This window comes from Pseudoflavonifractor sp. MSJ-37, from assembly GCF_018917965.1.
Classification (GTDB): Bacteria; Bacillota; Clostridia; order Oscillospirales; family Oscillospiraceae; genus Pseudoflavonifractor_A.
Genome location: NZ_JAHLPP010000001.1, coordinates 1,182,110 through 1,207,427 on the forward strand (window position 1 = coordinate 1,182,110; position 25,318 = coordinate 1,207,427).

Here is a 25,318-nt window from a genome sequence, read left to right on the forward strand (position 1 = left end):
CCGGACCGCCCCAAGCATGACAGGACGGACCGGCTGGCGCTTCGATCTTGAACGGAGGTGTTCGGCCCATGCCGGACGATATCGTCACATCCATCCAGAAGATGCAGAAGGACACCGTCACCTTCACCGCAGAGGAGCTCCTGAAGATCTATGAGACCGCCCGATCCACGGAACTGACGGCCCTCCAGGCCGCCGCCCGGTCCCTCTATCCAGACCGGAAGGACGACCGGGGCGAGCCGCCTCTGTCCGTGTGGGAGGGCGGCGGCAGGGCCTTCCCCTACGGTCCCCACGGGGACTACTGCCGGCCGGCCTGCACCATCACCAGTCCCCTCTGCCGGATGCTGGGGATCATGGAGGATGGCACGCCCCACTTCTATTGACCTCTGCCCGCCTGATCCACCGCCTCCCGGCCGGCGGCCAGGAGCTTCCGGAGCCATTCCGGCACCGGCGCGCCCATGGCTATGGCGTTCTCCACGGCAGACCCCAACTCGGTGAGGCAGTACCACACCAGCACCAGAGGGCAGACCAAGCCCCGGAACTCCACTGGAAGGGACACCACCGGGAGCTGGTCCAGCACCAGCGCCAGCAGCAGGTCCGCAGCGGCGGCCACCAGGACCACCACCACCATGCCGGCTTTGTGCCAGATGCCTTCCCGAGCGGCTTTGGAGGACCACTCCCCGGCCTTGGCCGCGGCGGCAGAGCCGCTCAGGTAGTCCAGTAGCATCAGGGCACACCACCCAAGCACCAGCCATCCGAACCAGCCCCACAGGGCGGTCAGGCCGCCCAGGAGCGCCGTGAGCGCCCCTTTCCAACGATGCATCTGTTCCAATCTTCTCACCTCCTCATATGGACCGGCCGGGGCCGCTCATAGGGATACTATGCGCCGCCGGTCCCGTCCGCTCCTGGTCCTTCCAGATCCTATCCCGGTCGTTCTCCTGTCTCATCTGCTCTCCTCCATTTTTTATTTTCTTTGTCAAGGTCTCCCCTTGACAGAGCCGGTCTTATCTGATATACTCAGTCTGGTTTCTAAATGTAAGTGATTGATGGCACCTGTAGAGTCGATCGTTCCATTTCCGACTCTCCAGGTGCTTTTTTCAGCGCTCCATTTTTGGCATCTACGGGGAGGGAACTCCGCGTTTGCGATCAATTCTATATTCAAGAAAAAGAGGTATGTTTCATGTTCCAGGACAAGATTCTCGTTTGTAAGGACTGCGGCCAGGAGTTCACCTTCACCGCCGGCGAGCAGGAGTTCTTCGCGGAGCGCGGCTTCCAGAACGAGCCCCAGCGCTGCAAGCCCTGCCGTGACGCCCGCAAGGGCAACACCGGCCGTCCTGCCCGTCAGATGTTCGACGCGGTCTGCGCTAACTGCGGCAAGCCCTGCAAGGTCCCCTTCGAGCCCAAGAACGATCGTCCCGTGTACTGCAGCGACTGCTTCCGCCGCTGATCCGTCCCACGCTGACGTTCTCCAAAGCCGTGTGTCCCACCCGGGACGCACGGCTTTTTGCTTTTTATCCTTCCTCTCCCAGAGGCCGTTCGTAGGACGCGGACGTACATCTAAGCGCCCGCTTTTCGAAGATCCAGCACTTTGCACAATAAAATGCAGAAAACGGGCAGACGTTCTTGAAACGAGAGCGCCTGCCCATTCTTCATCTCTTCTCCCCCGGCTCCTCTCCGTGGAGCTGGTCCAGCTTGTAGGCGATACGGATCTGGAGCTGGGTCTCCACGTCGTGGATGGGGAAGCCCAGCAGGCGCTCCACCTGGCCGATCCGGTAGACCACCGTGTTATAGTGGCTGTGCATGGCCTGGGCCGCTTTCTGCGTGTTGCACCCCGCATCCAGATAGGTCCGCAGGCTCTCATAGAGGGCGGTGCGGTGGCTTGCGTCGTACTCCTTCAGCGGCCGCAGGTACTTCTCCTGATACCGGCGGATCGCCTCGTCCTCCGGCAGGAGGGCCAGCAGATAGAGCACGCCCAGCTTGTCATAGGTGATGATGCTGTCCCGTATATTGCATCTGGAGCTGATCGTGCTGATCGTCCTGGCCTGCTGGTAGGCTTTGGGGATGTCCTGGATCGGATGGGGATCGCTGATGCAAAAGCTCATGTCCCCCTTATCCATGATGTAGTCCAGTTTCTCCGTGAGCAGAGCGATCGCCCGCAGGGCCTCGTCTCGACCCTTTTGGGCCTCCACCACCAGGATCAGCTTGCCCTCCAGCACGGTGAACATGATGTTGGAGTCCAGATTGCGGATGATATGACGGATCACGTTCACATCCTGCGTAAGGAACGCCCCATCCTTCCGGGGCGTGTTCAGATTGACGATGGCCACCCAGTAGGAGGCGTCCGCGCTGATCCGATAGCCGTCGGTCTGGGCCGACATACAGATGTTGATCGCGTCGCCCAGTTCTCCGAAGAGCCAGTTCTCCACGAACTGCTGCTTATACTTCCGTCGGATCTTCCGCACGGCGATGGCGTTCTTCATCTCCGCCGCCAGCAGGTGGCTGATCCGGCCGATCACCCGCTGGTCCACCACGCTCAGAGGTCCGTAGTATTCCAGGATGATGACCCGGATGCCGCTTGGGCCGCCGATGTCGAAGAAATGGACGGGCACCGGCACCTGTCCCCCATCCCGGTGGATCAGCAGACAGTCCCCGTTGGAGCGTTCGTAGAGCTGCTTGATGATATCGTCCTGATAGGGCTCCAGCAGGAGCTGGCGGCTCTCGTTGGAGATCAGGAGCTCGTTCTCCTCATCGAAGATCATCAGCGGATTGGCGATCGCCCGCTCTACCGCCGCCAGAGTCGCCTCCGGGGCATCGGAGCCCATGAAGGCCCCCAGCAGGCCTTCCATCTTGTCCTGCACCACCTGGAAGGAATGGGTCTCGCGCTGGAACAGGGCCTCCATGCTCTCCTGCACGATGTTGGCGAAGATCGCCGTCATGGGCAGCTCGATCAGAGGCAGATCCAGTTCCGCCGCCCGGCGGACCACCACTGCCGGCAGCTCCTCCCGGAACCGGGTGGGCTTCAGACAGAGCACCGCCGCACCCTCGGCGCTCAGGGCGTCCAGTTCCTGGAGCAGGAGGCCGTCCTGTCCCCGAAACACATAACCGGAGCTGATCACACAGTCACCAGCCTGGCTCCACTCGGAGAGATGGACTCCCTCCACCACGTTGGCCCGGAGGATCGGCCGGTCCAGCCGTTCCCCGCCAGCCAGGAGCTTTGCCCCTGCCATGGCGCTCAGCGCCAGCAGATCCTCCAGTGTGAACGAGAGCTCCCGTTCCGTCTGTGCCTTCTGTCCATCCACTCTCATCTTCTCTCCTTCCAATGCCATTCGCTCCGCGCTCCCAAAAAAGGAGTTTCTTCCCATTCTTTCTTCCATGTTATACTTTTTCGTTCTAAAGTCATCATAGGCATTTTGACCGATATAATCTATATATGATATATTCGCTTTGTATAACTTTGTCGATAAGCTACAAAACTGACTGTTCATTATTGGTATTCTACCACATTGTTTTGTTGAAATCCACCATTTATAATAAAAGCACCCTTTGGCAAAGGCTCCAATGGGGGAACGTTTTAGTCAAACCGGGGTGAAACAACATGAAAGAGTATACCTATCAGGTCAAGAACGAGCTTGGGATGCACGCCCGTCCCGCAGGGATGTTCGTCAAGCTGGCCAAGCAGTCCCAGTCCGTCATCGAGATCCAAAAGGGGGACAAAAAGGTCAACGTGAGCCGGTTGCTGGCCGTGATGGGCATGGGGATCCGGCAGGGCGATACCATCACCCTCACCGTAGACGGTCCGGACGAGGAACAGGTGTTCCCCGAGGTCCAGAAGGTCTGCGACGAGATCCTGTGAACGATCCACAACGGGGCGCGGACGTGCCCCTACGATGAAAATAGGAGGAACATAGCATGAGACGTCTTGGTAAGATTTTTCGTCCTGATGGAAAGACCGTGATCGTGGCCATGGACCACGGCATGGGCATGAACGTCAATCCCGCCTTGGACCGCACTGGCGAGATCCTGGAGGCCATCGTGGCCGGCGGCGCGGACGCTGTCCTGACTACCTTCGGCATCGCCAACAGATATCAGGACATCCTGAAGGACGTGGGTCTGATCCTTCGCTGTGACGGCGGCTACTCCGCCATCCCCAGCTCCGCCAATGGCTATCCCCGGATGCTCTTCTCCGTGGAGGATGCCCTCCGCGTGGGCGCCGACGCGGTGGCCTGCAACGGCTTCCCCGGCACTCCCACCGAGCAGGACTGCATGAAGAACGTGGCCGACCTGTCCGCGCAGGGTCGTGCCTGGGGCATGCCTGTCATGGCAGAGATGCTCCCCGGCGGCTTCGGCAACGACGTCCCCAAGACGGTGGAAAACGTCCGTCTGGCCGCCCGCACCGGCTGTGAGTACGGCGCCAGCATCATCAAGACCACCTTCGCCGGCACCCCCGAGGAGTTCCGTCAGGTCATCGACGCCTCCTATCAGCCCGTGGTGGTCCTGGGCGGCGAAAAGACCAGCCAGCTCTCCGACCTCTTCGTCTGCATCGAGCAGGCCATCTCCGTGGGCGCCGCCGGCGTGGCCATCGGCCGCAACGTGTGGAAGCATCCCGATCCCGCCGCCGTGACCCGCGCCCTGGTGGATCTGGTCCACAACGGCAAGAAGGCTTCCGATATCCAGGGTCTCTGATCCAGAAAGGGGCAGACTACATATGATCCCAGAGAAAATGAAAGCGATCGTCGTCACCGAGCCTTACAAGGCCGAGGTCAAGGAGATCACCACCCCCGTCCCCAAGGAGGGCGAGGTCTTGGTGCGGATCGAGAAGTGCCTCATCTGCACTTGGGAACAGCGGATCTTCACCGGCGGCGACGTGGCGCTCCCCTTCGTCCCCGGCCATGAGGTCTCCGGCACCGTGGCCGCCATCGGCGAGGGCACCCTCACCCAACTCCAGGTGGGCGACCGGGTGGTGGTCAAGACCTATGACAGCTGCGGCCAGTGCGAGCAGTGCTACCGGGGCCACGACAACGAGTGTACCGGCAAGGCCAAGAAGCGCACTTTCGACGGCATCCCCGGCACCGGCGGCTTCGCCCAGTACCTGGCCATCGGCTCGGAGCGGGTGTACGCCCTGCCTGACAAGGAGGCCGATCTGGCCACTGCCGCTTTCGCGGAGCCTCTGGCGTGCTGCCTGGGCAGCATGGATCAGGCCCATGTAGAGTTCGGTGAGGACGTGGTCATCGTGGGCGGCGGCATCATGGGCCAGCTCCACAACGTCCTGTGCAAGAAGCGCGGCGCCCGTACCATCCTGATGGAGCCCGATCCCGCCCGCCGGGAGATGGCCAAAAAGATGGGGGCCGACGTGGTCCTGGATCCCACCAAGGGCGATCCCGTACAGATGATCCTGGAGCAGACCGGCGGCCGCGGCGCGCATGTGTGCTTCTATACCGTCAACGTCCTGCCTCTGGCGCAGACCTACCTGGACGCGCTGGCCAAGCGGGGCCGCATGGTCTACTACGGATCCTTCCATCCCAGCGGACCGATCCAAATCGACCCCAATAAGATCCATTACAGCGAGAAGAGCATCACCGGCTCTTACAGCCCCACCGCCAAGAACTTCTGGACCGCCTCCCGTCTGCTGGGCTACCACCTGATCGATGTGGCCCCCTTCATCACGGAGCGCTATGACCTGACCGAGTGCCAGAAGGCCTTCGAGCGGGCCTCCAGTCCTGAGACCTACCGGGTCCTGATCGACCTGAGCCGGGACTGACCGGGCCAAGAGATCCCAAGAGGAAAGGAACGAGACGTTTTGATCGATTTGATCCTGATCAGCCACGGCGGACTGGCCGCCGGTATGCGGGAAGCCGCGGAGATGATCCTGGGACCCCAGGAGCGGCTGGAGGTCTTCGGCCTCTATCCCGGAGATACGGTGGACACCTTCGCCGCCAAGCTGGAGAAAGCCATCGCCGACTTCGGCGACCCGGACCACACCCTGATCCTGGCGGACCTGCCCAGCGGCACCCCGTCCAACACCGCCATGCTCATGGTGATGAAGCACCATGTCCACGCTCTGTCCGGCGTCAGCCTGCCGGCCTTTCTGGAGGTCCTGACTCTCCGGGAGGAGATGGATGCCGGCGAGCTGATCGCCGCCGCTGTCGAGGCGGGCCGCACGGGCTTCGTCAGCGCCGATGATGTGATCGCAGAAAGAGAGGGAACCGTATGAGCGTCGTATTCTACCGCATCGATGACCGCCTGATCCATGGCCAGGTGATGACCGGCTGGAGCAAGGTCTATCAGGCCACCCGGATCTTCGTGGTGGACGACAACACCGCCAAGGACCAGTTCCTGTGTCAGGTCATGAAGATGGCCGTCCCCAAGGACTACGATGTCTCCATCTTCACGGTGGAGCAGGCTCTGGAGGCCATCAAGAACGACCCGCCGGAGCTGCGCACCATCGTCCTGGCCAAGACCCCCGAGGTGATGCAGAAGCTGCTGGACGGCGGCGTGGAGATGAAGGAGCTGAACCTGGGCGGCATGGGCTTCGTGGCCGGCCGCAAGATGATCCTCCGCAACATCCAGGTCTCCCCCGCTGAGCTGGACCAGCTCAAGGCCATCGCCGCCAAGGGCGTGCGGGTCTTCTGCCAGATCGTGCCCGACGGCAAGTGCATCGAGATCGACAAAGTGAAGCTCTGATCCGTCCCCCTGAAAAACACCTTCCATCCCCTGCCTGTGAGCGGACAGGCGCGGCCCTTCCGGGCGTGCCTTTTTAGATATCCCGCTGGAACACAACGGAACGAAAAGAGGAGGTAATTGTTTATGAGTTGGCTGCAAGCCCTGATCATCGGATTGTTGTACTATCTCTCCGATGCCCCCTGGTTCTTCGGTGAAGGTTATTATTGCCTTCAGCGTCCCATCGTCGCCGGTTTCCTGACCGGTCTGGTCATGGGCGATCCCGTGACCGGCACCATCATCGGCGCCACGATCAACCTCATCTATCTCGGCCACCTGAACGTGGGCGGTTCCATGCCTTCCGACATGGCGATCGCCGGCTACATCGGCACCGCGCTGGCTCTCGCGACCGGTGTCAGCACGGAAGTGGCTCTGGCCATCGCGGTCCCTCTGGGCCTGCTGGGCACCATCTGGTGGGTCGGCAAGATGACCATCGACTCCTTCTTCGTCCACTGGGCTGACTCCTACGCCGCCAAGGGCGACGCGAAGGGCGTCATCCTCATGAACTGGCTGCCCAGCAACCTGATGATGCTGGTGCTGAAGCTCATCGTGGCTATGGTCATCCTGATGGCCGGTGTGCCTCTGATGGAGAGCTTCCTGAACGTGATCCAGGGCACCAACATCCTGAACGCCCTGAACGTGGTGGGCGGCGTCCTGCCTGCTCTGGGCATCGGCCTGAACCTGCGCGCCATCCTGAAGGGCGAGACTCTCCCCTTCCTGCTGATCGGTTTCCTGCTGGTCTCCTACTTCTCCGTCAGCATCGTGGGCGTGGCCCTGTTCGGTCTGGCTTTTTCCCTCATCTATCTGCAGTTGAACAAGAAGGAGGATGCGAGCTATGGCGGCTAACGTGGAAAACAGCGCGGTCCAGGAAGAGAAGCGCATGAAACTCACCAAAAAGGACGTCCAGAAGTCTTACTGGCTGTGGCAGTTCTTCTCTCACGCCAACTACAACTACGAGCGGATGCAGGGCGGCGCCTTCGCCGCCTGCATGGCCCCCATCATTGAGAAGCTCTATCCCAACAAGGAGGACCGGGTCGCCGGCCTCCAGCGCCACCTGACCTTCTTCAATACCAACCCCAACGTGGGCACGGTCATCCACGGCGCCGTGATCTCCATGGAGGAGGAGCGCGCCAATGGCGCTGAGATCAGCGACGAGGCCATCAACGCCGTCAAGACCGGCATGATGGGTCCCTTCGCCGGCATCGGCGACGCGCTGGACCAGGGCGTCATCATCCCCCTGATCGTGGCTCTGGGCATCAGCTTCGGCCAGACCGGCAACCTGTTCGGGCCCCTGCTGGTCCTGATTGGTATCCCCCTGGCTCTGATGCTGATCGCCTACAACTGCTGGATGAAGGGCTACTCTCTCGGCAGCAGCGCCATCACCTCCATGCTGGCCGGCGGCCGCATGAAGCAGATCATCGGCGCGGCGGGCATCTTGGGATGTACCGTCATGGGCGGCCTGATCGCCACCTCCGTCTCCCTGAAGACCGCGATTGCCTTCAACATCGGAGATGAGGCCTTCGACCTCCAGGCACAGCTCTTCGACGCCATCATGCCCAACCTGCTTCCCCTGGCGGTGACGCTGGGCGTGTACGCCCTCCTGCGCAAGGAGAAGTTCACCTCTATCCAGATCATGCTCGGCATCATCGTCATCTGCTTCGTCGGCGGTCTGGTCGGCATCTTCTAAGCATCCAAGTCGAGGCCGGACAGCGCATCGCGTTGTCCGGCCTTTTCCTTCCCAGGGGCATCGTGCCCCGACTATCATCCATATATCCGAGAGGAAGTGACCGCTATGATCGAGCTGCATGGTCAGGGCGTCAGCCGGGGCATCGCGCTTGGACCCATCCGCCGGTATGAACGGCAGCAGCCCGCGGTGGAGCCCGTCCCCATCGCCGATATCGAAGGCGAGCTCGCCAGGCTGGAGGCCGCCAGGGAGAAGGCCTCCGCCCAATTGGAGACGCTCTATCAGGACACCTTGGGATCTTTGGGAGAGGCCAACGCCCTGCTCTTCCAGATCCACCAGATGATGCTGGAGGACCCGGACTTCTGCGACAGCATGGAACAGCACATCCGGGACGAGTCCGTCTGCGCCCCTTATGCCGTCCAGGAGGCCGGCCAGGAGGCCGCCGCCGCCTTCGCCGCTATGGATGACGCCTATATGCAGGCCCGCTCCGCCGATGTGCTGGACGTGTCCGCCCGGCTCATCCGGATCCTCACTGGCCGGGACGAGGAGACCTTGGACTTCGCCTCCCCCGCCATCCTAGCCGCCGACGACCTGGCCCCCAGCGAGACCGCCCGTCTGGACCGGAGCAAGGTCCTGGCCTTCGTCACCGCTGGAGGCTCCTCCAACTCCCACACTGCCATCTTCGCCCGCACGATGGGCATCCCGGCAGTAGTGGGCCTGGGAGAAGCGCTGGAACAGCTCACCGCCGGCTGTGAGGCGGCAGTGGACGGCTCCACCGGCGAGGTCATCCTGGAGCCGGATGCGGACACCCACGCCCTGTTCCTGGACCGTCAGGATGCCCTGCGCAATGAAGACGCTCTGGCTGAGGCCTACCGGGGCAAGGCCAGCCGGACCAAGGACGGCCATTCCATCGAGCTCTGCGCCAATGTGGGCGGCCCCGGCGATGTGGACGCCGCTCTGGAGGGCGACGCCGAGGGCATCGGTCTCTTCCGCAGTGAGTTCCTCTATCTCCAGCGGTCGGACTACCCCGACGAGGAGACCCAGTTCGCCGCTTACAAGGACGTGCTCCAGCGCATGGGCGGCAAGCGGGTGGTGATCCGCACCCTGGACATCGGCGCGGACAAGCAGGCCGACTACTTCCAGCTCCCCCATGAGGAGAACCCAGCCATGGGCCTGCGGGCCATCCGGATCTGCCTCACCCGTCCGGAAGTGTTCCGCACCCAGCTCCGGGCCTTGTACCGGGCCTCTGTCTACGGGAAACTGGCTATCATGTTCCCCATGATCACCCATCCCCGCGAGGTCCGGCAGATCAAGACGATTGCCGCCCAGGTCCGGGACGAGCTGACCGCGGAGGGCATCCCCTTCTCTCCCGATGTGGAGCTGGGCATCATGATCGAGACCCCCGCCGCCGCCCTCCTGAGCCGGGAGCTGGCCCGCGAGGTAGACTTCTTCAGCGTGGGCACCAACGATCTGACTCAGTACACGCTGGCTCTGGACCGTCAGAACAGCGCCGTGGCCCAGTTCGACGACCCGGACCATACGGCTGTGCTGTCCCTCATCCACATGGCCGCCCAGAACGCCCACGCGGAGGGCATCTGGATCGGCATCTGCGGCGAGTTGGGCGGCGACCCGTCCCTCACCGAGACCTTCCTGCGGATGGGCATCGATGAGCTCTCCATGAGCCCCGCCTCCATCCTGCGCATCCGGGCCAAGGTCTGTGTGATCGAGGCCCTGTGACCTGTCTCCCCTTCGGAACACCTGCGCCCGTCCCCCAGGAACACCCGGGAGGACGGGCCTTTTCACGCCGTTTGGGCGGCGGGAAGGTGTCCGGAAAATTCAATAGGCTTTTTTCAAATTTCCTATTGACATGCTGGGTCTGCTGTGTTATTCTTTCTTTGCAGTTAGCAAGAACTAACTAGCAGGAACGAAAAGCGCGGGGTGCAAGGCCCCATTTTTCTTCCACCGCAGGTTAGTAAATGCTAACCGCCGTAAAGGAGTGTCACCATGCATCCTCAAGCCGCCGCGTTCGAGCAGACGCTCGCGCTCCACTGTGCGCCTGCGCTGACCGGCGTGGCGCCCGCCAACCTGGTCTCCCTCTCCCTGACCGAGCATCCCTCTCTGGCCGGTCTTCTGACGACCTATGACCGTGGACTCTCCGCTGTGGGCATCCGGCTCCTCCCCCTTTGCCGATGCCGCCGCCGGGTCCTCCTTCTGGTCTATCGGCCGGAGCTTCTGGAAGAGCGTCTCGCTCCTCCCGCCGTCCGGCGGTTCCTGGAGCGGTGCGGCTATCCGGTCGAGGATGGGCTGGACGCTATGATCCTGGAACTGCGCCGCCGGGTATCCGGAGGCGATGGGTTCCCCCATGAGGTAGGGCTGTTCCTGGGCTACCCCCTGGCCGATGTGCTCGGGTTCCTGGCTCTGGGCGGGGATAGCTGCCGGCTGTGCGGCTACTGGAAGGTCTACGGCGATGTGGAATACGCTAAGCGCTGCTTCCGCCGCTTCGACCGTTCCCGCGAGACTCTGTGCCGGGGACTCCGGTCGGGCCGCCGTCTGCTTTGGCTCCTGGGGGCAGTCCCCCGCAAGGCTGCATGAGTGTCATCCATATCAAAGGAGGTCATCTTGACATGAAAATCGCTGTTATCTATTGGACCGGTTCCGGCAACACTGAGGCTATGGCCAACGCCGTGGCCGAGGGCGCGAAGGGTACGGGCGCTGACGTGTCCATCTTCTCTGTCTCCGATATCGACGCTGCCGCCGCTTCCGCTTATGACGGCCTGGCGCTGGGCTGCCCCGCTATGGGCTCCGAGGTACTGGAGGAGAGCGAATTCGAGCCCTTCTACACCGAGCTCGAACCCAAGTTGGGCGGCAAGAAGGTCGCTCTGTTCGGCTCCTACGGCTGGGGCGACGGTCAGTGGATGCGCGATTGGCAGGAGCGTGCCGAGAACGCCGGCGTCCAGCTCTGTCAGGACGGCCTCATGATCAATGAGACTCCGGATGACGATGGCCTGGCTCAGTGCCGCGCTTTGGGCGAAGCGCTGGCGAAGGCCTGAGCCTCCCTCCGATCTCACATAAAAAAGGTCTCACTTCTCCCTTCCTTTTCTCCAAACTTTTCTCTTATTCTCCGAACCTTTCTCCAAATCTCCTAAACTCTACACTTTTCTCCAAACCTTTCTCCAAACTCTGCGTGAAGGATACCGGGCGGCGGTCTGAGACCCCGCCGCCTGGGACCTCCTTCCAAGATCCCAGGCTCCAGATCCCAAGTGGGACACTCGGAGCGGACGATCCATGGGCTTCGGTTCGTCCGTTCCGCGCATCCTCCTTCGGTCTATACCTAACAAATCTCTTTTCTCCAAGCAGCAAATGACAGGGAATCCCCCGGTGTTGGGCGCACCGGGGGATTCTGCTGTGTCCTCGGGAACGGCTCCGCACGTCCCCGCCGCGGCTCCCATGATCCTCCACCGCTCTCCCCTGGAGGTACACGCTCACCGACCAGATCGGAAAATTTTTGGGAAATAGGGCTTGTCAAACAGCGAATGATGTGGTATATTTAATGAGCTGTCTCAAGTGAGGCGGTAAAAATAGGATAAGATATCCGGGTGTGGCGAAGTTTGGTATCGCGCTTGAATGGGGTTCAAGAGGCCGCTGGTTCGAATCCAGTCACTCGGACCATGCAGAGTGTCCTTATAGGATCTGAGTATCCTGTAATGGACACTCTGCTTTTTTATTTCCTGAAAAGTTCATACTGCAACCTGTTCCGGGGCGTAGCTGAGTGCTACGCCTTTTCTCGTTTCCATGATAATGTCGGCCTCCGGGATCTTCCGGCGATCCGGCACATCAAAGGCACCGATGCAGTTGTAGTAGATCACGACACGCTGATTGGTAACGCCGTCCTGCTTTTCAGCGTGGTACACCTCAATGTGGTCGATCAGCTCTGCGACCATACGCTTTGTAATGGTGGTTGCGTCTGTGTACCGCCGCACCGTTTCAAGGAAATCGTCAATGTCCATGCGCTTGCTTTCGTCCTTTTTCAGTTCCAGCCGCAGCGCCTTGATCTTCTTGGCGTTCTCGCCCTGCTCCTGTTCATAGCGTTTGGACATTTTGGCAAACCGGGCATCGTCGATCTTGCCCGCCACATTGTCCTCATAGAGCCGTTCAAAGAGCATATCCAGTTCCCGGTCACGGGCGGTCAGAGCGTCCAGCTCCCGCCGCTTGCGGAGCGCGGTATTTTCCGCAACCTTTGCTGAGCGTCCGATCATGGCCTTGATAAAGTCATTTTCGTATTCGCTGGCGAAGCAGGCCAGCCGCTTGACCTCATACAAAACGACTTGCTCCAAGAAGTCCAGCCGGATATAATGCGTTTTGCTGCACTTGCGATAACCGGAGTTGTGATTTTGGCAACTGAAAAACTTGATGTCGTGGTTGTTCTGGTTGAAGTGGAAATTGAGGTTGCCGCCGCACTCCGGGCATTTCAGCAAGCCGGAGAATACGCTGGGCTCCTGTGTGACCGTGGGCTTTTTGCGGCGTGTCCCTTTTTGGAGCGCCTGCACCTTTTCCCAAGTCTGGCGGTCAATGATAGCTTCATGGACATTGAGGAAAATAGCCCGGTTTTCCTCCGGGTTCTCGATCCGCTTTTTCATCTTGTAGGACTTGGAGTAGCTTTTGAAGTTGATGACATCGCCGCAATATTCCTGCAAGGTGAGGATCTTCTTGACGGTGGTATGCCCCCACTTGGTAGGCTCCACGGTACTTTTTGACCCGCCCCGGCTTGTCCCACGGCTGCGCCAGTAATAGGTGGGATTGACCACACCATCGGCGGCAAGCTGTGCTGCCGTTTCTGCCAGCCCGTACCCCTCCAGCGCCATGCGGTAGATCCGGCGCACCACCTCGGCGGCCTCCGGCTCTACCACCCAAAAGCGGGGATCGTCCGGGTTTTTAATATAACCGTAGGGTGGCGGAGAGAGCGGAACGCCCGCATTGCCTTTCATCTTGTTCACGATCCGGCGCTTCTTGGAAATGTCCTTGGCGTAATACTCGTTCATAATGTTCTTGAACGGAGTAAAATCGTCCTCGCCCTCGTCGCTGTCTACACCGTCGGAAACGGCCACCAGCCGTATATCGTGAAGCGGGAAAAATTCCTCGGTCAGCTTGCCGACCTCAATGTAGTTGCGCCCCAGCCGTGAAAGGTCTTTGACGAACACCGCCGAGATGTACCCGGCCTCGATAGCGGTCAGCATTTTCTGAAATCCGGGACGCTTCATGGTCGTTCCAGTGATGCCATCGTCTACAAAGAAAACCGTGTCGGTGTACCCCTTGTCCTTGGCGGCCTTTTGGAGTATCTTCCGCTGATTTTGGATGCTGTTGGACTCGCTGTCCATATTATCGTCACGGCTCAGCCGACAGTAGAGGGCGGCGGTGCCGAGTTCATGTTTTTTGCTTGACTGTTTCATATAAACCTCCTCTCCGGCAGTCAAGCAAGAGGTCATTCATCCTGACTATATTATACCTCGCCTGACCGCCCATGTTAAGGATGTCGATGGGGTTATACCGGCTCCAAGTCGGCCAGCATCAGCTTCAAAAGGATGTCACGCATCAGCTCTCCCGTTTCCTTGTAAACAGGCGTGACGATGAAGCGGATTTTTCCGATATGGTACACATATTCTTCCGCAGCGGGTTTTTCAGTCATGGCGTCCTCCTTTCACAGATGCAAAATAAAATCATAGTTCTACCTTATAACCTTGGGACGAAATGTCTCAAGGTGTTTTTGACAGTTGGGAGCGCCGCACCCGCTCCTGTTGGCCTGTCATAAGACAGCTCATATTCAATGCGGCGCTCCCTCACAGCGGACAGCGACGATCCGTGACGGAGCATCAACTACTTTGCTGCGGAGAGGTGAAAACTACCTCTCATATACCAAGGACAAAAATCGTGCAAATGGAGATACCCTTAGAGAAATTTTTTCAAATATTTTCTCATGGCCGCCTTGCCGCTTTTGACGGAATGGCGAACGGCGCTCTTGTCCACGCCCTGCTCCCGGGCGATCTGGCGGTAGCTCTTGCCGAGGATCAGATGCGCCTCCACCCGGATGCCCTGCACCTCCGGCAGAGAGTTGAGGGCGTTCCAGAGGTGAACGAACAGCTCCATGCGCTCCAGAAGCTCCTGCGGGGTCGGCTCATGCAGGCAGGCCAAGTATTCGATCCCATCGTCACAGTCGAGGGAATACTGCGCCTTGTTGCGGGTCGTGCGCCGCTGATGGGCTGCCTCATACAGCTTGTCCACCTTCAGCTCGGCGGCCACTTCATCGGAAACTTCGATGTATTCATCATGGGTGTACCAAGCGTAAAAGTCCTTCAGATTGATGGTCGTCATTTGTATTTCCTCCATTCAGTTCATGTGTGGATGGGTGAACAGAACGGAGGAGCGGCGGGGATCGACAGCCGGGACTGGCTGCTTTGGGACAAATTGTCCCAAGGTGCGGGCATATAAAAACGCCCGCACAGCATGACGCTATGCGGACGCACGAAATATTACCGTTATTATTGTACTTATTTATTTCATGTTCGCGTCCGGAATACTCCGTTGCGGGGCATGGGCTTTTTTTGACCGCAGAGTATTAGGGGGATTACAGAAAGCAAAAATGGACACGGCGATACCTCCATAGGCCACCGTGTCTTTACAGTTTCAATGGGTCGTCATTGGTTTGTGTGTAGGCGCAAAGAAACGGCGGCTCTGAAAATCAAAGCCGCCGCTTCAAATGGGCGTGTCGATATGGCTGCTGTACGACGGCTTTTTTTCTTTTGCCGTCGTGTGGCAGTTTCTAAATCAACATGATAGGCTGTTAGTCGGTAGTGCTGCCTACCCAATTAGGATTGAAAGTTGTCATGCACTCATCGTCCCCATTCACAGACTTAGATACGAGAAGCCCATTTTTGATGTCCTCCAGGGTCTGCTCATATTCGGCAATGTACTGGTCTGTCATTTCCTGCGTCCACTCGAAAGAGCCCTCGCTGGTTTCGGCCATTGCGTGCTCGTCGGCCATTTCCTGAAGAGTTTTCTTTTCCTGTTCCAGCCATTCCTTGTACTCGTCATAAGTCCACCACTCGTAGTTGATTGCGGGATGGCTGTTATTATAATCTTCTTCGGACATCCAGCTTGCGCCATTGTCCTCGCTGACAAAGGTCTTTCCGCTCTCCTTGTCCTTGTAGCTCATAACGCCATCGGAATCATCCGTTGTGGACACGACCGTTTTCTGCTGTGCAGAATTGGCAACAGGTGCGTTTAGCGCATGAGCTTCTGTGACCCCATGCAATGGACTTACTGCACCCAGTCCCATCAATACCGTCAGAGCCAATGCTCCGAATTTGGCTTTTACCATTTTGCTTTGCCTCGCTTTCAAAAATTATAGCTGTCCTCTTGAGGACAGCTATAAGATAACAAAATGATTTGGATATAGTTTGCAAGGAATATGGAGTTTAGATGGAGTTGATAGCACCTCTTTCTTGCGGCATTTCAAGCCAGAACACCACACCTCTGCTTGTGTTTTGGATACCATATTTTGCGTGGTGCAGTTCCATGATTTTGCGGACGATATAAAGTCCTAAGCCTGTTCCCCCAGTATTACGATTACGGGAGGTATCCGCTCTGTAAAATGCTTCAAATAGATGGGGTATCATTTCCTCTGGAATATGGACGCCTGTATTTTCAACTTTGCAGGAAACGGTATTTTTATCGTTCGATAAGGATATATAGATTGCCTCGCCATTCGGTGAGTAGCGAATGGCATTTACCAAAACATTTTGAATGGCTCGTTCCATCTGTGCCGGGTCTGCATCACACAGGATTTTGTCAGGAATATCCACGGAAAGGGAGATTTCTTTTTCAGACAGCAAATCGGTCACATCAGCTATTTGTACCCGAAGAAGCTCTGCAAAATCAATCGTCTTATATTCTGTTCTCTGTTTTCCGTCTGTTTTAGATACATAGAGCAGTTCTTTCACTAATGTTTCCATTTTTTCAACAACGGCCAACGACCGTTCCATATACGCCTCTTGATTTTCATATCCTTTGACCTTATTGAGCATCCCCATTAAATGGCCTTTCAGAATTGTCAAAGGCGTTTTCAGTTCATGTGATGCCGCCGAGAAAAATTCCTGTTGCTTTTTTTCAAGTTCTCGCTCTTTTGATATTTCGGCCTCTAACTCGGAATTGCTTTTTTTCAGTTCTTCCAATGTATGCTGTAAATTATCTGACAAAGTATTCAAGCTGTCCGAGAGTATTCCTATCTCGTCTGAACGGTTAGAATTTCCGTGCAGCTCAAAATCGAGCTGGGCCATTTTTTGCGATGTACTGCTTAATTCAATAATCGGTTTTGTTATATAGCGTGAGTAAATGACGGAAAGCAAGATGGACATGAAGAAAATTCCCAATATGACCAGCGGAACGGTTTGCCAAATCGCTTCTGTTGCCTGATTGACGGACACCGTATCACTTTGCACATAAAGAGTATAGTCCTGCCCTAACAGGCTGAACACATAACCGGCCTCTGTCAGCAGCTCGTCATCTGTGACGATTCCGCTATCAGAATGTTCTTGAATTGTAGCAACAGAATCCTTGTCCGTTGTTATCGTCAATTCATCGCTTGAATATAAAATATCTCCATGCCCATCTTCAATATAGGCAGTTGCTTTCGTCTGTGCGGCAAATTGCTGAACAAGGGAATAACATTCCTCTAAGGAATCAGCCTGTTCCAATACTGGCACTAAATCATTTGCTTGCTTTTGCAATTCTGCGCTAAGACGATTGCTATAAGTTTGGGGAATATATCTCGCCATACTGAAAACAGAAAGCAAACATACCAAAATCAAAAGAACCGTTGTCGCTAAAAAGAGCTTTGCCGTTAGGCTCGTTTTAATTTTCCTTATCAATTCTGTATCCCACCCCTCTAATTGTTTTTATATAGTCAGCATTTAACTTTTTGCGAATGTTCTTTATGTGACTATCAACGATCCGATCTTCGACCTCCAAATCGTCCGCCCACAATCGGTCAAGTAGCATTTGCCGAGTAAAGACCTTTCCCTGATTTTCAAGCATAAGCCTAAGAAGCGCAAACTCTTTGCTGGTCAAAACAACCTCGTTTCCGCCTTGATATACATGGAATCCATCAACATCCATACTCAACTCTTTATAAGTAAGCAGGGATTGATTTTGATTTTCCACAGTCCTACGGCGAAGAATAGCCGCAATCTTGCACAGCAGGATTTTGGGCGAAAAGGGCTTTGGAATGTAATCGTCAATCTGCTGTTCAAAACCCCGCAACTGGTTTTCTTCATCCGAAAGCGCAGTAAGCATAATAATAGGGACTTGTGACCTTTTGCGAATGACCTCACACACACCATAGCCGTCGATTTTAGGGAGCATGATGTCTAACAGCAAAAGGTCGATTGTATCATCAAACATTGCAATCCCCGCCACGCCGTCAGAAGCAACAGCAACTTCATATCCCGCATCAATCAGATGGTTTTTCAATATATCCTGAATGTCAATATCGTCCTCGACAATTAAAATCTTCTGCATTGTTCCACCTCCAACTTTTCAAGTATAGCAGAGAAATATGTATCTATTATGGAGTCTCAAATTTTATCCGCATTTATTTTACCGCCATTCTTTCAATCTATCAATGTCGTTGCTGAATACGCCGGTAAAATAAAATACTACTAAAACATAAAACTATGTTTCGTTCTCATAGCAAGACCTGAAATGTAAAATAATATATGGGTGATATGAGAATGTACCAAGACGAAAGGCGGCTTGATTTTCATGCTTTAGGCCGGGAGATCAAACGCAAACGAGAAGCCAAAGGCTGGACACAGGAATACCTCGCGCAGCTCGTTGATCGTACACCTCGTTCCATTATGTATTTTGAGAATCGTGGTCAGCATCCGAGCCTGAACACCTTTTACCAAATCGTCACCCTGTTGGACATTTCCGTAGACCAGTTTTTCTATCCTGACAGGCAGAATGGCGAAAGCGACTGCCGCCAGCATATTGACAGGATGCTAAACTCAATGGACGAGAATGAATTGACGATCATGGAAGCCACCGCAGAGGGAATACAAAAAGCCAGAGAAACGGAGGGAGCGTAAGAAACGGCGCTGCCTCCGTTTTTTCGTGGGGGTTCCGGGGGACGCACTAACGGCAAGCAGGGCAAGTGTAGCCACACTTGCTATTTTTGCATCCCGGCGGGCTGCAAAAACGCTTGTTGGGGAGCCTCCCCAAACCCGGCTTTGGGACATTTTGTCCCAAAGTAATTTGTCAGCGTCACCGTGCGCTATCGCTCCTGTTCCTTTTTGCGCTGGCCGTCCGTGACACCCAGCAGATGGTCGATGTTGGCCTTGACCGCCACGGCCTGCCGCATCTCCTCCTGCGCCGAGCGGTACTCGGTATAGAGTGCCTTTTTCCGCGCCGCCAGTTGGCGGCGCTTTTCTTTCAGCTCTGCCATCTTTGGCAGCTTCTCACCGCCCAGCAGCTCTCCCATTGTGGCCTTGGCCGCTCGGTAGTCCGCCAGCTCCGCCTCATGCTCGGCAAGGTATTTCCGGCTGTACTTGGCGGCCTTGTACCCATCAAAGACAGGGCGGGTCTTGGCGTACCGCACCACGGCTCCCATCAGCTCGGATGTTGTGGACAGGTCAGCCTCCGTCCGCCGGAGCTGCTCGGTCAGGGAATGAAAACGGGAAACGGCGTCCTCGGCCTTGGCAGAGAGCTGGTCATACTCGGTGATATTCTGCTCCTGCATGAATTGAAGCGCCGCCGCCATCTGCTTGAGGTTATAAACCTTTGCCCACCGCGCATAGGCCGCGCCTTTGCCGGAGCGCAGGCGCTCCTGTATATCCACGATCAGATTGACACGGCGAGGGGTAGCAGGCGCAGGGACAGGCTGCTCCGGGATCGGGCGCTCCCCGGCGATGACGGTCTTGATGTCCTCGGGATCGTAGCCGTCCCCGAGGGTGGACGCCTGAAGCCGGGTCGCCCGCTCCTGCCCCGGAACAAGAAAAGAGATCGTACCGCCGCGCCCATGCTTGACCGTGAAGCCGGACGCCTCCATGAGCCGGAGAAAAGCGTCAAAATCGGCGGGGCGTTTAGCAAGAGCTTCATTGATGGCAAGCCGTAGCTGCTCCTTGTATGGGGGCTGCCGCTCCGTCCCCAGCCATGCCCCGTAATGGAGAAATCGTCCCTTGCTGTGCAGTTTGGGATTGGTAATGACGGACAGATCATTTTCAAGACAAATGCGGTCAGAGAGCCGCCGCAGCGCACGGCCAGAGCCGATAAAGTCCCGGAACTTCCGGGTGCAGTCCAGCGAGGTCGAGTTGTAATAAATGTGATTATGGATGTGCGCCTTGTCCGTGTGGGTGGCAACGAAAAAGGCGTACTTGCCCTTTGTCCAGCGCATCGCCGTTTCATAGCCGATGCGGTTGGCCTCCTCCGGCGTGATCTCCCCGGGCTTGAATGACTGGCGGATCTGATAGCAAAGCACATCCGCGTCCCGCCGCTGCTCCCGGCCTGTGGCGGCCTTGTACTTGGCCTTGCTCAAAAGGAACTCGGCATCGGCAGTCATGTGATCGCAGCCGTAGGACGAGATCAATTCGCCGCCCTCGGTCTTGTCCGGGTTTTGCCCGTAGTCAAACCGCTCTTTCAAGGACTGCGCGATGGTTTCGCCCTTGCTGATTTTGTGCTTCTTGTAGTAGGTCGTGGCCGTAGGCAGCCCTCCTTCCGATATGACAAACGGCGGCTGTGGTCAGCCGCCGTCGTTTCAGCTTTGGGACATTTTGTCCCGAAGTATCAGCCAGTGATGAAATCCCGCAGGGCGAACTTGGCCGAGTGCAGCTTGTCCACCAGCCACTCAGCGATGGCAGGAACGCCAAAGGGAGAAACGAGGAACGCAAGGACGAGGAACACAATCCCACCCACCGTCTGCCCGCCGATAAACAGGATCAGGGAGAGCAGCGTCAGCACGATGCAGCCCAGCTCACATACGGCGGATGCCACGCAGAACAGGAATGTGACCATAGCGGCCAGCAGGGACAGCGCCACCATTACGGGGGCGGCAAGGATTTTGAGAACGATCATAAGCGGCTACCTCCATCAAAAAATCGGGTTGGTCAGTCCTTCTACCCATATTATACCGCTGGGAAAATAGGCACGCAAGGATGTCGATAATGGCGGAAAATAGAAAGAAAATGGTATTGATTATCCTCTGGAAAATGCTATAATAATTTGTATATTATGCTCGCTTTTGCGGGGGGAGGATGTGAAAGTATGTCTAAATTACACGTCTACATTGATGGGACATGGCTATTCAAGGTTGTTGAAGGCAATGTATTTGATCGTTTTTTAGTGAACCCGCGTTATTTCACAATTGACTTTAACAAGTTAAATTCCCTGATGTTACAGCATATTGCCAAACAGCATCCGGAGTGTACCGAACTCGGAAACTGCTATTTTGTCACCTCTCTATTTAATATTCCTGCCGATTTTGATAATTGGGTAGGCAAGCGCATTACACACCCGTATGGTGGGCAGGCTATTACTGTTACGCAATGGAATATTGATGTTACAAAGCAAAATATTGCAGATCGTGAGAAATTTACAAATGCGGCCATTGCAGCTGGATATGATCCAAACTGTATTTTCCGTATTGATTTACAGGAATGGATGCTCTTGAATTTGTTACATCCAGATTTGCGCTATCAAGAAAAGCAGGTTGACACCACAGTTGTTGCTCTATTAGTTAGAGATGCAATAGAACATTCGGACGATTGTTTCGCTTTAGTTGCGGGGGATTCTGACATTTTGCCTGCTATTCAAGTAGCATATCCCAATTATACCCAAAATGTATTTCCCGTGCTTACATCCCCCAATGAACGCGATGGTCGAAATCGCCAAACTTCATTTAAGTATTCTCAATACAACTTCCAGATCAATACTTTGGTTTTACAAAATCATGTTGGCGATATTATGGCAGGCAATGTTTATCAATGCACAGAGTGCCACAAATATTTCACTACGCTGAATCCCATTGACCCTGCAAAAATTGCATCTGGTGCAATTTTACCGCGGTGTGGACGGTGTCGATGACCATAAGGCCAAGGGTAGAGCAACGGTATCGTTGCTCTACCCTTGGTTTATTTATAATTCCACCACTGCCGACAGCTTTTTCAGCAGCTCGGACAGCGGCTCCCAAAGGTTAGCATAGTCCTTTTGGAGCGCCGCGATCTCCGAGGGATAGATGCCGTAGGTGTTGGCATGGACAGCCACTTGGTTTAGGTTGTTGGCACACCGCCGCTGCAAAGCTACCAGCTCCCGGATGTCCGAGAGGTCAACATGGAGAACATAGCCGTTGAGTGCCATTTTCCGCATATAGGCTCCCATGTTGGAGATCCCAGCCTCGGTCATGCGGTCAGCGATCAGCGCCTGCTCCTCTGGCGTCACCATCACATGAAGATGGACAGAACGCCGCCGCTTTTTTGTCACCGCTCCTCACGCTCCCGGCTGCGGCGCTTGGGCGGGTGTTCCCGCACCTTGTCCAGCGGCTTTTCCGACCGGGGCGGCACAGGCAGATTGTTGATGATGCCGTCGATCATGTTCCCGTTCTGCTCCATCGCAAGCTCGGCGTTCTTGTTGGGATTGCGTTCCTGATCCATAAATGTCCTCCTATCTGTCGCCCCGGTCAGGGGCATTTTTCTTTGGGGCAGCTTGGCCCCGGTCAGCCTCGACCTGTTTTGCGGCGGTTTTCATCTGCTCCCGGATCGAACGGGGTCTGTCGGGATTGTCGGGCGCAGGCCGCAGCTCATAGTCAGACGCCTGCCGCTTCGTCAATGGCCGTGTGTAGGTCAAATGCCCCCACGCCAGAAAAGACCCATTTTCAACCGGGATGCGCTGATCATAGTTGACGATCTCATCTGGGGCGTTGCGGGGCGGCTTGGGGAATGTCCCAATGTCCACGGGGCGCTGGGTGGAATAATACTTGTAAAGGCCGGGGGCCTCGACCCGCCTGACACTGACATTGTAAAGGCGCTGGTACTCCTGTACCCGCGCCGTAAAGTCCTGTTCCAGAGCGGCGCGGTCGCTGCCGTAATGCCCCCATTCATACTGCCGCTGGCCGTCCTTGTCATCATAGCAAGCCCATGTGACATAGGGCGAGGGCGCAGCGGGGTTATGCCCCAGCGCAAAGCCCCTGCCGTTTTCCAGCATGACGGCCTTGATGATCTCATAGCCTTGGTTTTTGTCCATATACCCTCCTCACCGTGATACATCTTTCTCCGCCCGTTTCGCAAAGGGCTGAAGCTGATAGGGGCTTTTGCCGTCCTCCGGGCGCAGGAAGTCCAGCCTTGCGGCGGCACGGATGGCGTTCTGATTGAGCTGCCGCTGCCATGCCCCTTGGCTGGGCGCCCATTTGAAGCCCTCGCTTTTGAGTGCCTGCCGGGTATCGGCGTCCGGCTTATCCGCAAAAATGAGCTGCAAGCGGTTCTCCGCCTCGTTGACCTTGGCCTCACCGCCAGGGAATGTCCAGCCGACGAACTCCGCCTTATGGCTCAGCTCCTCGATGCGCTGGCGCACACGGCGGATATTGGCGTTATTGTTGGTGAGCAGATAGGACGGAAACGGAACGGGATCTTTGCACCAGTCTTGGGACATGGCCGCCTTGACCTTTTCCTCCTGCTCCGCCGTCAGCTCGGGGCAGCCCTCCAGCGTCTTGTGCTTGCGGTAGTAGGCATTGACCGCCTTCATCATGGCCTGCTGAGACTCCATTCCCTCCAGCTTTTTTGTGAGCTTTTCCACGGCAAGGTCATCGTCGGCGCTGATCCCGCCCCGGCCTATGGAGCGGATCTTGTCCAGCAGCTTTTCAATTTCGGCGTACTCACCGTAGTTGCGATCCCGGGCGGCGTTCTGCTTGGCCTTTTTCGCCACGGGGAAATTGCCGCCCCCGGTGATCAGAATAGACGGCACACGGGCGTCAATGGCGTTGCGCTCATTGAGGTTTTCCGCCAATCTGCGGGCGTAGCGGTCAACAAGAGCGTCGATCTTATCGTGGTACATGGGATCGACCCGCGCTTTCTGCTTCTCTGCCAGCGCATAGGCTTCATCCACCATCGCCCGGTAGCCCGCCGTGGCCGAGCCGGGGGCATAGTCGGAATAGCTGTTCATGTCCTTTGCCCGCTTTGCCGCCGCCTCGCTGATCTCATAATATTTAGGCATTATTTCTCCTTTCAGCCGGGACTTCGGGACAAAATGTCCCAAAGCTCCGGCGCTTGGATGTGGAAAGCATTTCTGCAAAAACAGGGGCGGACGGGAAAACATACCGCCCACCCCAAAAGCGCCCCGGAAAAGCCTTGTAAATGCGGGCGTTTTCCGGGGCTATTTTTCCACGCGCTACCTCCGCTTGCGGCGCATATACGCCCGCTTCTGCTCCCGCAGGGCAGCCCCGGCGCAGACCGGGGAGCAGTACCGCTGCCGCCCATCCGGGAGGAAAGCCCTGCCGCATACCGGGCAAGGCCGGGTTTCTGTGATACGCTCCACGGTCAACGACCTTTCCAGCACGGGATCAAGGGGCAGCACCGCCGAACAAAAGTAGCGACAATACGCCCCTGTCCAGCACTTGCCCAGCATATAGCAAGGAGCATCCAGCGGCAGGCAGCCATAGTCTTTATCGTAGTTGGCGCACCATTTTGTCACCAGCTTACGAATCGCCGTTTTTTCCTGCCGAGTCAGTTCACGGCTCATGTTTGCCCCCTGTCTTTAGCGTGAGCTGTTCCCGGTAGCAGAACACGCAGCCGATCCCGCGCCAGTAGGGGCAGCCGTCGCAGCGGGAGCCTTTGGGCGGCAGGTTGGGCGGAGCACCCTTAAAGTAGCTTTTTTCTTTCATAAAGTTCTCATAGGGGCTGTTGGTAAATCTCATTCCTCTCCCTCACTTTCCGTTTCCTCCTCGTCCTCCCAAGGCGGGGTATCGTCGTAATCGTCACCGTAGTCCTCCGCAGCGTCGGCGGCCTGCTGCTTTTTGGGGCGGTAGATCTTAAAATACCAGCCAGCCCCGCCGCCGATGACCGCCACGGCCAGCACCAGCAGGATCGTCCCGCCGCTGCTCTTGGGCTGCTCCGGCTCGGGGTCAGGCTCCGGCTCTACCACAGGCACAGGTTCGGAAGCCTTGCCCTGACACTCACCCATGTTCACGGCGCAGACGGTACAAGCCGTGTTGATAGCGCCCACGGCGCATTTATCGGCGCAGGAACACTCCGGCAGCTCACCGCCCGCCGCCTGCATCGCCGCCAGCAGGTCGGCCTCGTCCACCATGTTCAAGAAATAGGTCTGGTACTGCTCGCCGTCCTCGTCGGTGGGCTTGTCGTAGTCAATGACAATGTAAAAGGTATTGCCGCCGCTGGTCTGCACCGTGATGAACTGCTTGTTGGTGGCCTTGTCGTAGAGCAGATCACGGGTCACAAGGTTGCCGTCCTCGGTGAAGCCCTCGCCGGGGTCAACGGTTTCGGCGGGCAGCGCCTCCACCGGGGCAAGGCCGTCCCATTCCTCACCGCCCCCAGCGTAGGCCGTGACCGCCATGCCGCACATCAAAACAGCGGCGCAGAGCGCCGCCGTCAGCTTCTTCATCCACTTGTTCATTCGCTGTCCTCCTTGTCTGTGGAATCGGACTTCGGGACATTCTGTCCCAAAGTGCCGCCGCTCTTGATGGTCTGGAGCAGCATGGGCAGGTCGGTGAGCGAAACGCTCATGCTGCGCACGATCTCCACGATCTCGCTGTTCTCGGCCTTCAGCTTTTTCTGTTCCAGCTCCTTGAGCCGTGCCTGCTGCTCGTTGATCTTGGCCGTGACCTTTTCGATCTCGGTCTGAATTTTCGCGCTTTTGGAGATAGCCATA

At 56.9% G+C, this 25,318-nt stretch carries 32 protein-coding genes and 1 tRNA gene; 15 read left to right on the plus strand and 18 right to left on the minus strand.

Annotation, left to right across the window (positions count from 1 at the left end; all coding sequences use genetic code 11):
* Positions 1-68: 68 nt before the first annotated feature.
* On the plus strand, positions 69-380 hold the full coding sequence (locus KQI12_RS05585; RefSeq protein ID WP_216571222.1) for a hypothetical protein: 312 nt from the start codon (positions 69-71) through the stop codon (positions 378-380).
* On the opposite strand, the gene KQI12_RS05590 is transcribed toward KQI12_RS05585, so the two are convergent.
* A complete protein-coding gene (locus KQI12_RS05590) occupies positions 374-820 on the minus strand; it encodes a holin family protein (protein WP_216571502.1) in 447 nt (148 codons plus the stop codon). The genes KQI12_RS05585 and KQI12_RS05590 overlap by 7 nt on opposite strands.
* A gap of 357 nt (positions 821-1,177) precedes the next feature.
* On the opposite strand from KQI12_RS05590, the gene KQI12_RS05595 reads away from it, so the two are divergent.
* Positions 1,178-1,444, plus strand: a complete 267-nt coding sequence (locus KQI12_RS05595) for a zinc-ribbon domain containing protein (protein ID WP_216571224.1) — start codon at positions 1,178-1,180, stop codon at positions 1,442-1,444.
* Positions 1,445-1,646: 202 nt separating this feature from the next.
* On the opposite strand, the gene KQI12_RS05600 is transcribed toward KQI12_RS05595, so the two are convergent.
* Positions 1,647-3,323: a PucR family transcriptional regulator gene (locus KQI12_RS05600; protein ID WP_216571226.1), complete on the minus strand. Its 1,677-nt coding sequence runs from the start codon at positions 3,321-3,323 to the stop codon at positions 1,647-1,649.
* A 269-nt stretch (positions 3,324-3,592) separates the two neighbouring features.
* Between KQI12_RS05600 and KQI12_RS05605 the strand changes: the two genes are divergently transcribed.
* The 11 genes from KQI12_RS05605 (at position 3,593) to KQI12_RS05655 (ending at position 12,067) form a co-directional block, all read left to right on the plus strand.
* Positions 3,593-3,850, plus strand: a complete 258-nt coding sequence (locus KQI12_RS05605) for an HPr family phosphocarrier protein (RefSeq protein ID WP_216571228.1) — start codon at positions 3,593-3,595, stop codon at positions 3,848-3,850.
* A gap of 56 nt (positions 3,851-3,906) precedes the next feature.
* Positions 3,907-4,680: a class I fructose-bisphosphate aldolase gene (locus KQI12_RS05610; RefSeq protein WP_216571229.1), complete on the plus strand. Its 774-nt coding sequence runs from the start codon at positions 3,907-3,909 to the stop codon at positions 4,678-4,680.
* 37 nt (positions 4,681-4,717) lie between these two features.
* Positions 4,718-5,755, plus strand: a complete 1,038-nt coding sequence (locus KQI12_RS05615) for a zinc-binding dehydrogenase (protein WP_216571231.1) — start codon at positions 4,718-4,720, stop codon at positions 5,753-5,755.
* Positions 5,756-5,794: 39 nt separating this feature from the next.
* Entirely contained in the window at positions 5,795-6,208 is a 414-nt protein-coding gene (locus KQI12_RS05620) for a PTS sugar transporter subunit IIA (RefSeq protein ID WP_216571233.1), read from the plus strand.
* Positions 6,205-6,678: a PTS sugar transporter subunit IIB gene (locus KQI12_RS05625; protein ID WP_216571235.1), complete on the plus strand. Its 474-nt coding sequence runs from the start codon at positions 6,205-6,207 to the stop codon at positions 6,676-6,678. Before KQI12_RS05620 ends, KQI12_RS05625 begins: the two co-directional genes overlap by 4 nt.
* A gap of 123 nt (positions 6,679-6,801) precedes the next feature.
* Positions 6,802-7,560 carry a PTS sugar transporter subunit IIC gene (locus KQI12_RS05630; RefSeq protein WP_216571237.1) on the plus strand — a complete coding sequence of 253 codons (759 nt, stop codon included), beginning with the start codon at positions 6,802-6,804 and terminating at the stop codon, positions 7,558-7,560.
* A complete protein-coding gene (locus tag KQI12_RS05635) occupies positions 7,550-8,401 on the plus strand; it encodes a PTS system mannose/fructose/sorbose family transporter subunit IID (RefSeq protein WP_216571239.1) in 852 nt (283 codons plus the stop codon). The genes KQI12_RS05630 and KQI12_RS05635 overlap by 11 nt, the downstream gene beginning before the upstream one ends.
* A gap of 105 nt (positions 8,402-8,506) precedes the next feature.
* Positions 8,507-10,135, plus strand: a complete 1,629-nt coding sequence (gene ptsP, locus KQI12_RS05640) for a phosphoenolpyruvate--protein phosphotransferase (RefSeq protein WP_216571242.1) — start codon at positions 8,507-8,509, stop codon at positions 10,133-10,135.
* Between the two features lie 267 nt (positions 10,136-10,402).
* Complete coding sequence (locus KQI12_RS05645; RefSeq protein ID WP_216571244.1) at positions 10,403-10,990, plus strand: DUF3793 family protein; 588 nt, start codon at positions 10,403-10,405, stop codon at positions 10,988-10,990.
* A gap of 32 nt (positions 10,991-11,022) precedes the next feature.
* On the plus strand, positions 11,023-11,448 hold the full coding sequence (locus KQI12_RS05650) for a flavodoxin (protein ID WP_216571246.1): 426 nt from the start codon (positions 11,023-11,025) through the stop codon (positions 11,446-11,448).
* A 542-nt stretch (positions 11,449-11,990) separates the two neighbouring features.
* A tRNA-Pro gene (locus KQI12_RS05655) sits at positions 11,991-12,067 on the plus strand.
* A 68-nt stretch (positions 12,068-12,135) separates the two neighbouring features.
* Here the strand turns inward: KQI12_RS05655 and KQI12_RS05660 are convergent.
* From KQI12_RS05660 to KQI12_RS05685, 6 genes are all read right to left on the minus strand, one after another.
* Entirely contained in the window at positions 12,136-13,845 is a 1,710-nt protein-coding gene (locus tag KQI12_RS05660) for a recombinase family protein (protein ID WP_216571248.1), read from the minus strand.
* Between the two features lie 92 nt (positions 13,846-13,937).
* Positions 13,938-14,081 (minus strand): hypothetical protein, encoded by a 144-nt coding sequence (locus tag KQI12_RS05665; protein WP_165860255.1) that lies wholly within the window; start codon positions 14,079-14,081, stop codon positions 13,938-13,940.
* 260 nt (positions 14,082-14,341) lie between these two features.
* The gene (locus KQI12_RS05670) at positions 14,342-14,764 is read right to left on the minus strand and encodes an RNA polymerase sigma factor (RefSeq protein ID WP_216571250.1); all 423 of its coding nucleotides are present in this window, start codon (positions 14,762-14,764) and stop codon (positions 14,342-14,344) included.
* 469 nt (positions 14,765-15,233) lie between these two features.
* Positions 15,234-15,770: a hypothetical protein gene (locus tag KQI12_RS05675; protein ID WP_118626340.1), complete on the minus strand. Its 537-nt coding sequence runs from the start codon at positions 15,768-15,770 to the stop codon at positions 15,234-15,236.
* 97 nt (positions 15,771-15,867) lie between these two features.
* Complete coding sequence (locus tag KQI12_RS05680; protein ID WP_216571252.1) at positions 15,868-17,226, minus strand: cell wall metabolism sensor histidine kinase WalK; 1,359 nt, start codon at positions 17,224-17,226, stop codon at positions 15,868-15,870.
* Positions 17,227-17,302: 76 nt separating this feature from the next.
* Positions 17,303-17,968: a response regulator transcription factor gene (locus tag KQI12_RS05685; RefSeq protein WP_117456766.1), complete on the minus strand. Its 666-nt coding sequence runs from the start codon at positions 17,966-17,968 to the stop codon at positions 17,303-17,305.
* A 206-nt stretch (positions 17,969-18,174) separates the two neighbouring features.
* Here KQI12_RS05685 and KQI12_RS05690 point away from each other — a divergent pair, with 206 nt between their 5' ends.
* Positions 18,175-18,537 carry a helix-turn-helix domain-containing protein gene (locus KQI12_RS05690; RefSeq protein ID WP_371817966.1) on the plus strand — a complete coding sequence of 121 codons (363 nt, stop codon included), beginning with the start codon at positions 18,175-18,177 and terminating at the stop codon, positions 18,535-18,537.
* A 185-nt stretch (positions 18,538-18,722) separates the two neighbouring features.
* Here the strand turns inward: KQI12_RS05690 and KQI12_RS05695 are convergent, their stop codons facing one another.
* Together KQI12_RS05695 and KQI12_RS05700 are read right to left on the minus strand one after the other, a co-directional pair.
* Entirely contained in the window at positions 18,723-20,087 is a 1,365-nt protein-coding gene (locus KQI12_RS05695; protein WP_216571256.1) for a relaxase/mobilization nuclease domain-containing protein, read from the minus strand.
* 143 nt (positions 20,088-20,230) lie between these two features.
* Complete coding sequence (locus KQI12_RS05700) at positions 20,231-20,518, minus strand: CD1845 family protein (RefSeq protein WP_216571258.1); 288 nt, start codon at positions 20,516-20,518, stop codon at positions 20,231-20,233.
* A gap of 189 nt (positions 20,519-20,707) precedes the next feature.
* Between KQI12_RS05700 and KQI12_RS05705 the strand changes: the two genes are divergently transcribed.
* Entirely contained in the window at positions 20,708-21,526 is an 819-nt protein-coding gene (locus KQI12_RS05705) for a hypothetical protein (protein WP_216571260.1), read from the plus strand.
* A gap of 51 nt (positions 21,527-21,577) precedes the next feature.
* Here the strand turns inward: KQI12_RS05705 and mobC are convergent, their stop codons facing one another.
* From mobC to KQI12_RS05745, 8 genes are all read right to left on the minus strand, one after another.
* Positions 21,578-21,922 carry a plasmid mobilization relaxosome protein MobC gene (gene mobC, locus KQI12_RS05710; RefSeq protein ID WP_216571262.1) on the minus strand — a complete coding sequence of 115 codons (345 nt, stop codon included), beginning with the start codon at positions 21,920-21,922 and terminating at the stop codon, positions 21,578-21,580.
* On the minus strand, positions 21,919-22,092 hold the full coding sequence (locus KQI12_RS05715; RefSeq protein WP_216571264.1) for a DUF4316 domain-containing protein: 174 nt from the start codon (positions 22,090-22,092) through the stop codon (positions 21,919-21,921). The genes mobC and KQI12_RS05715 overlap by 4 nt, the downstream gene beginning before the upstream one ends.
* Positions 22,093-22,102: 10 nt before the next feature.
* Positions 22,103-22,681, minus strand: a complete 579-nt coding sequence (locus KQI12_RS05720; RefSeq protein WP_216571266.1) for a hypothetical protein — start codon at positions 22,679-22,681, stop codon at positions 22,103-22,105.
* Between the two features lie 9 nt (positions 22,682-22,690).
* The gene (locus KQI12_RS05725; RefSeq protein WP_216571268.1) at positions 22,691-23,647 is read right to left on the minus strand and encodes a hypothetical protein; all 957 of its coding nucleotides are present in this window, start codon (positions 23,645-23,647) and stop codon (positions 22,691-22,693) included.
* Positions 23,648-23,821: 174 nt separating this feature from the next.
* The gene (locus KQI12_RS05730; protein ID WP_216571270.1) at positions 23,822-24,172 is read right to left on the minus strand and encodes a cysteine-rich VLP protein; all 351 of its coding nucleotides are present in this window, start codon (positions 24,170-24,172) and stop codon (positions 23,822-23,824) included.
* Positions 24,162-24,347 carry a hypothetical protein gene (locus KQI12_RS05735; protein WP_216571272.1) on the minus strand — a complete coding sequence of 62 codons (186 nt, stop codon included), beginning with the start codon at positions 24,345-24,347 and terminating at the stop codon, positions 24,162-24,164. The genes KQI12_RS05730 and KQI12_RS05735 overlap by 11 nt, the downstream gene beginning before the upstream one ends.
* Positions 24,344-25,063: a DUF4366 domain-containing protein gene (locus KQI12_RS05740; protein WP_216571274.1), complete on the minus strand. Its 720-nt coding sequence runs from the start codon at positions 25,061-25,063 to the stop codon at positions 24,344-24,346. Before KQI12_RS05740 ends, KQI12_RS05735 begins: the two co-directional genes overlap by 4 nt.
* The gene (locus KQI12_RS05745; protein WP_216571277.1) at positions 25,060-25,317 is read right to left on the minus strand and encodes a DUF4315 family protein; all 258 of its coding nucleotides are present in this window, start codon (positions 25,315-25,317) and stop codon (positions 25,060-25,062) included. Before KQI12_RS05745 ends, KQI12_RS05740 begins: the two co-directional genes overlap by 4 nt.
* Position 25,318 lies beyond the last annotated feature (1 nt).

Coding starts and splice junctions, on each gene's coding strand:
- KQI12_RS05585 (WP_216571222.1), top strand. CDS start 69: ATGCCGGACGATATCGTCACATCCATCCAGAAGATGCAGAAGGACACC.
- KQI12_RS05590 (WP_216571502.1), bottom strand. CDS start 820: ATGCATCGTTGGAAAGGGGCGCTCACGGCGCTCCTGGGCGGCCTGACC.
- KQI12_RS05595 (WP_216571224.1), top strand. CDS start 1,178: ATGTTCCAGGACAAGATTCTCGTTTGTAAGGACTGCGGCCAGGAGTTC.
- KQI12_RS05600 (WP_216571226.1), bottom strand. CDS start 3,323: ATGGCATTGGAAGGAGAGAAGATGAGAGTGGATGGACAGAAGGCACAG.
- KQI12_RS05605 (WP_216571228.1), top strand. CDS start 3,593: ATGAAAGAGTATACCTATCAGGTCAAGAACGAGCTTGGGATGCACGCC.
- KQI12_RS05610 (WP_216571229.1), top strand. CDS start 3,907: ATGAGACGTCTTGGTAAGATTTTTCGTCCTGATGGAAAGACCGTGATC.
- KQI12_RS05615 (WP_216571231.1), top strand. CDS start 4,718: ATGAAAGCGATCGTCGTCACCGAGCCTTACAAGGCCGAGGTCAAGGAG.
- KQI12_RS05625 (WP_216571235.1), top strand. CDS start 6,205: ATGAGCGTCGTATTCTACCGCATCGATGACCGCCTGATCCATGGCCAG.
- KQI12_RS05630 (WP_216571237.1), top strand. CDS start 6,802: ATGAGTTGGCTGCAAGCCCTGATCATCGGATTGTTGTACTATCTCTCC.
- KQI12_RS05635 (WP_216571239.1), top strand. CDS start 7,550: ATGGCGGCTAACGTGGAAAACAGCGCGGTCCAGGAAGAGAAGCGCATG.
- ptsP (WP_216571242.1), top strand. CDS start 8,507: ATGATCGAGCTGCATGGTCAGGGCGTCAGCCGGGGCATCGCGCTTGGA.
- KQI12_RS05645 (WP_216571244.1), top strand. CDS start 10,403: ATGCATCCTCAAGCCGCCGCGTTCGAGCAGACGCTCGCGCTCCACTGT.
- KQI12_RS05650 (WP_216571246.1), top strand. CDS start 11,023: ATGAAAATCGCTGTTATCTATTGGACCGGTTCCGGCAACACTGAGGCT.
- KQI12_RS05660 (WP_216571248.1), bottom strand. CDS start 13,845: ATGAAACAGTCAAGCAAAAAACATGAACTCGGCACCGCCGCCCTCTAC.
- KQI12_RS05665 (WP_165860255.1), bottom strand. CDS start 14,081: ATGACTGAAAAACCCGCTGCGGAAGAATATGTGTACCATATCGGAAAA.
- KQI12_RS05670 (WP_216571250.1), bottom strand. CDS start 14,764: ATGACGACCATCAATCTGAAGGACTTTTACGCTTGGTACACCCATGAT.
- KQI12_RS05675 (WP_118626340.1), bottom strand. CDS start 15,770: ATGGTAAAAGCCAAATTCGGAGCATTGGCTCTGACGGTATTGATGGGA.
- KQI12_RS05680 (WP_216571252.1), bottom strand. CDS start 17,226: ATGGCGAGATATATTCCCCAAACTTATAGCAATCGTCTTAGCGCAGAA.
- KQI12_RS05685 (WP_117456766.1), bottom strand. CDS start 17,968: ATGCAGAAGATTTTAATTGTCGAGGACGATATTGACATTCAGGATATA.
- KQI12_RS05690 (WP_371817966.1), top strand. CDS start 18,175: ATGAGAATGTACCAAGACGAAAGGCGGCTTGATTTTCATGCTTTAGGC.
- KQI12_RS05700 (WP_216571258.1), bottom strand. CDS start 20,518: ATGATCGTTCTCAAAATCCTTGCCGCCCCCGTAATGGTGGCGCTGTCC.
- KQI12_RS05705 (WP_216571260.1), top strand. CDS start 20,708: ATGTCTAAATTACACGTCTACATTGATGGGACATGGCTATTCAAGGTT.
- KQI12_RS05715 (WP_216571264.1), bottom strand. CDS start 22,092: ATGGATCAGGAACGCAATCCCAACAAGAACGCCGAGCTTGCGATGGAG.
- KQI12_RS05720 (WP_216571266.1), bottom strand. CDS start 22,681: ATGGACAAAAACCAAGGCTATGAGATCATCAAGGCCGTCATGCTGGAA.
- KQI12_RS05725 (WP_216571268.1), bottom strand. CDS start 23,647: ATGCCTAAATATTATGAGATCAGCGAGGCGGCGGCAAAGCGGGCAAAG.
- KQI12_RS05730 (WP_216571270.1), bottom strand. CDS start 24,172: ATGAGCCGTGAACTGACTCGGCAGGAAAAAACGGCGATTCGTAAGCTG.
- KQI12_RS05735 (WP_216571272.1), bottom strand. CDS start 24,347: ATGAGATTTACCAACAGCCCCTATGAGAACTTTATGAAAGAAAAAAGC.
- KQI12_RS05740 (WP_216571274.1), bottom strand. CDS start 25,063: ATGAACAAGTGGATGAAGAAGCTGACGGCGGCGCTCTGCGCCGCTGTT.
- KQI12_RS05745 (WP_216571277.1), bottom strand. CDS start 25,317: ATGGCTATCTCCAAAAGCGCGAAAATTCAGACCGAGATCGAAAAGGTC.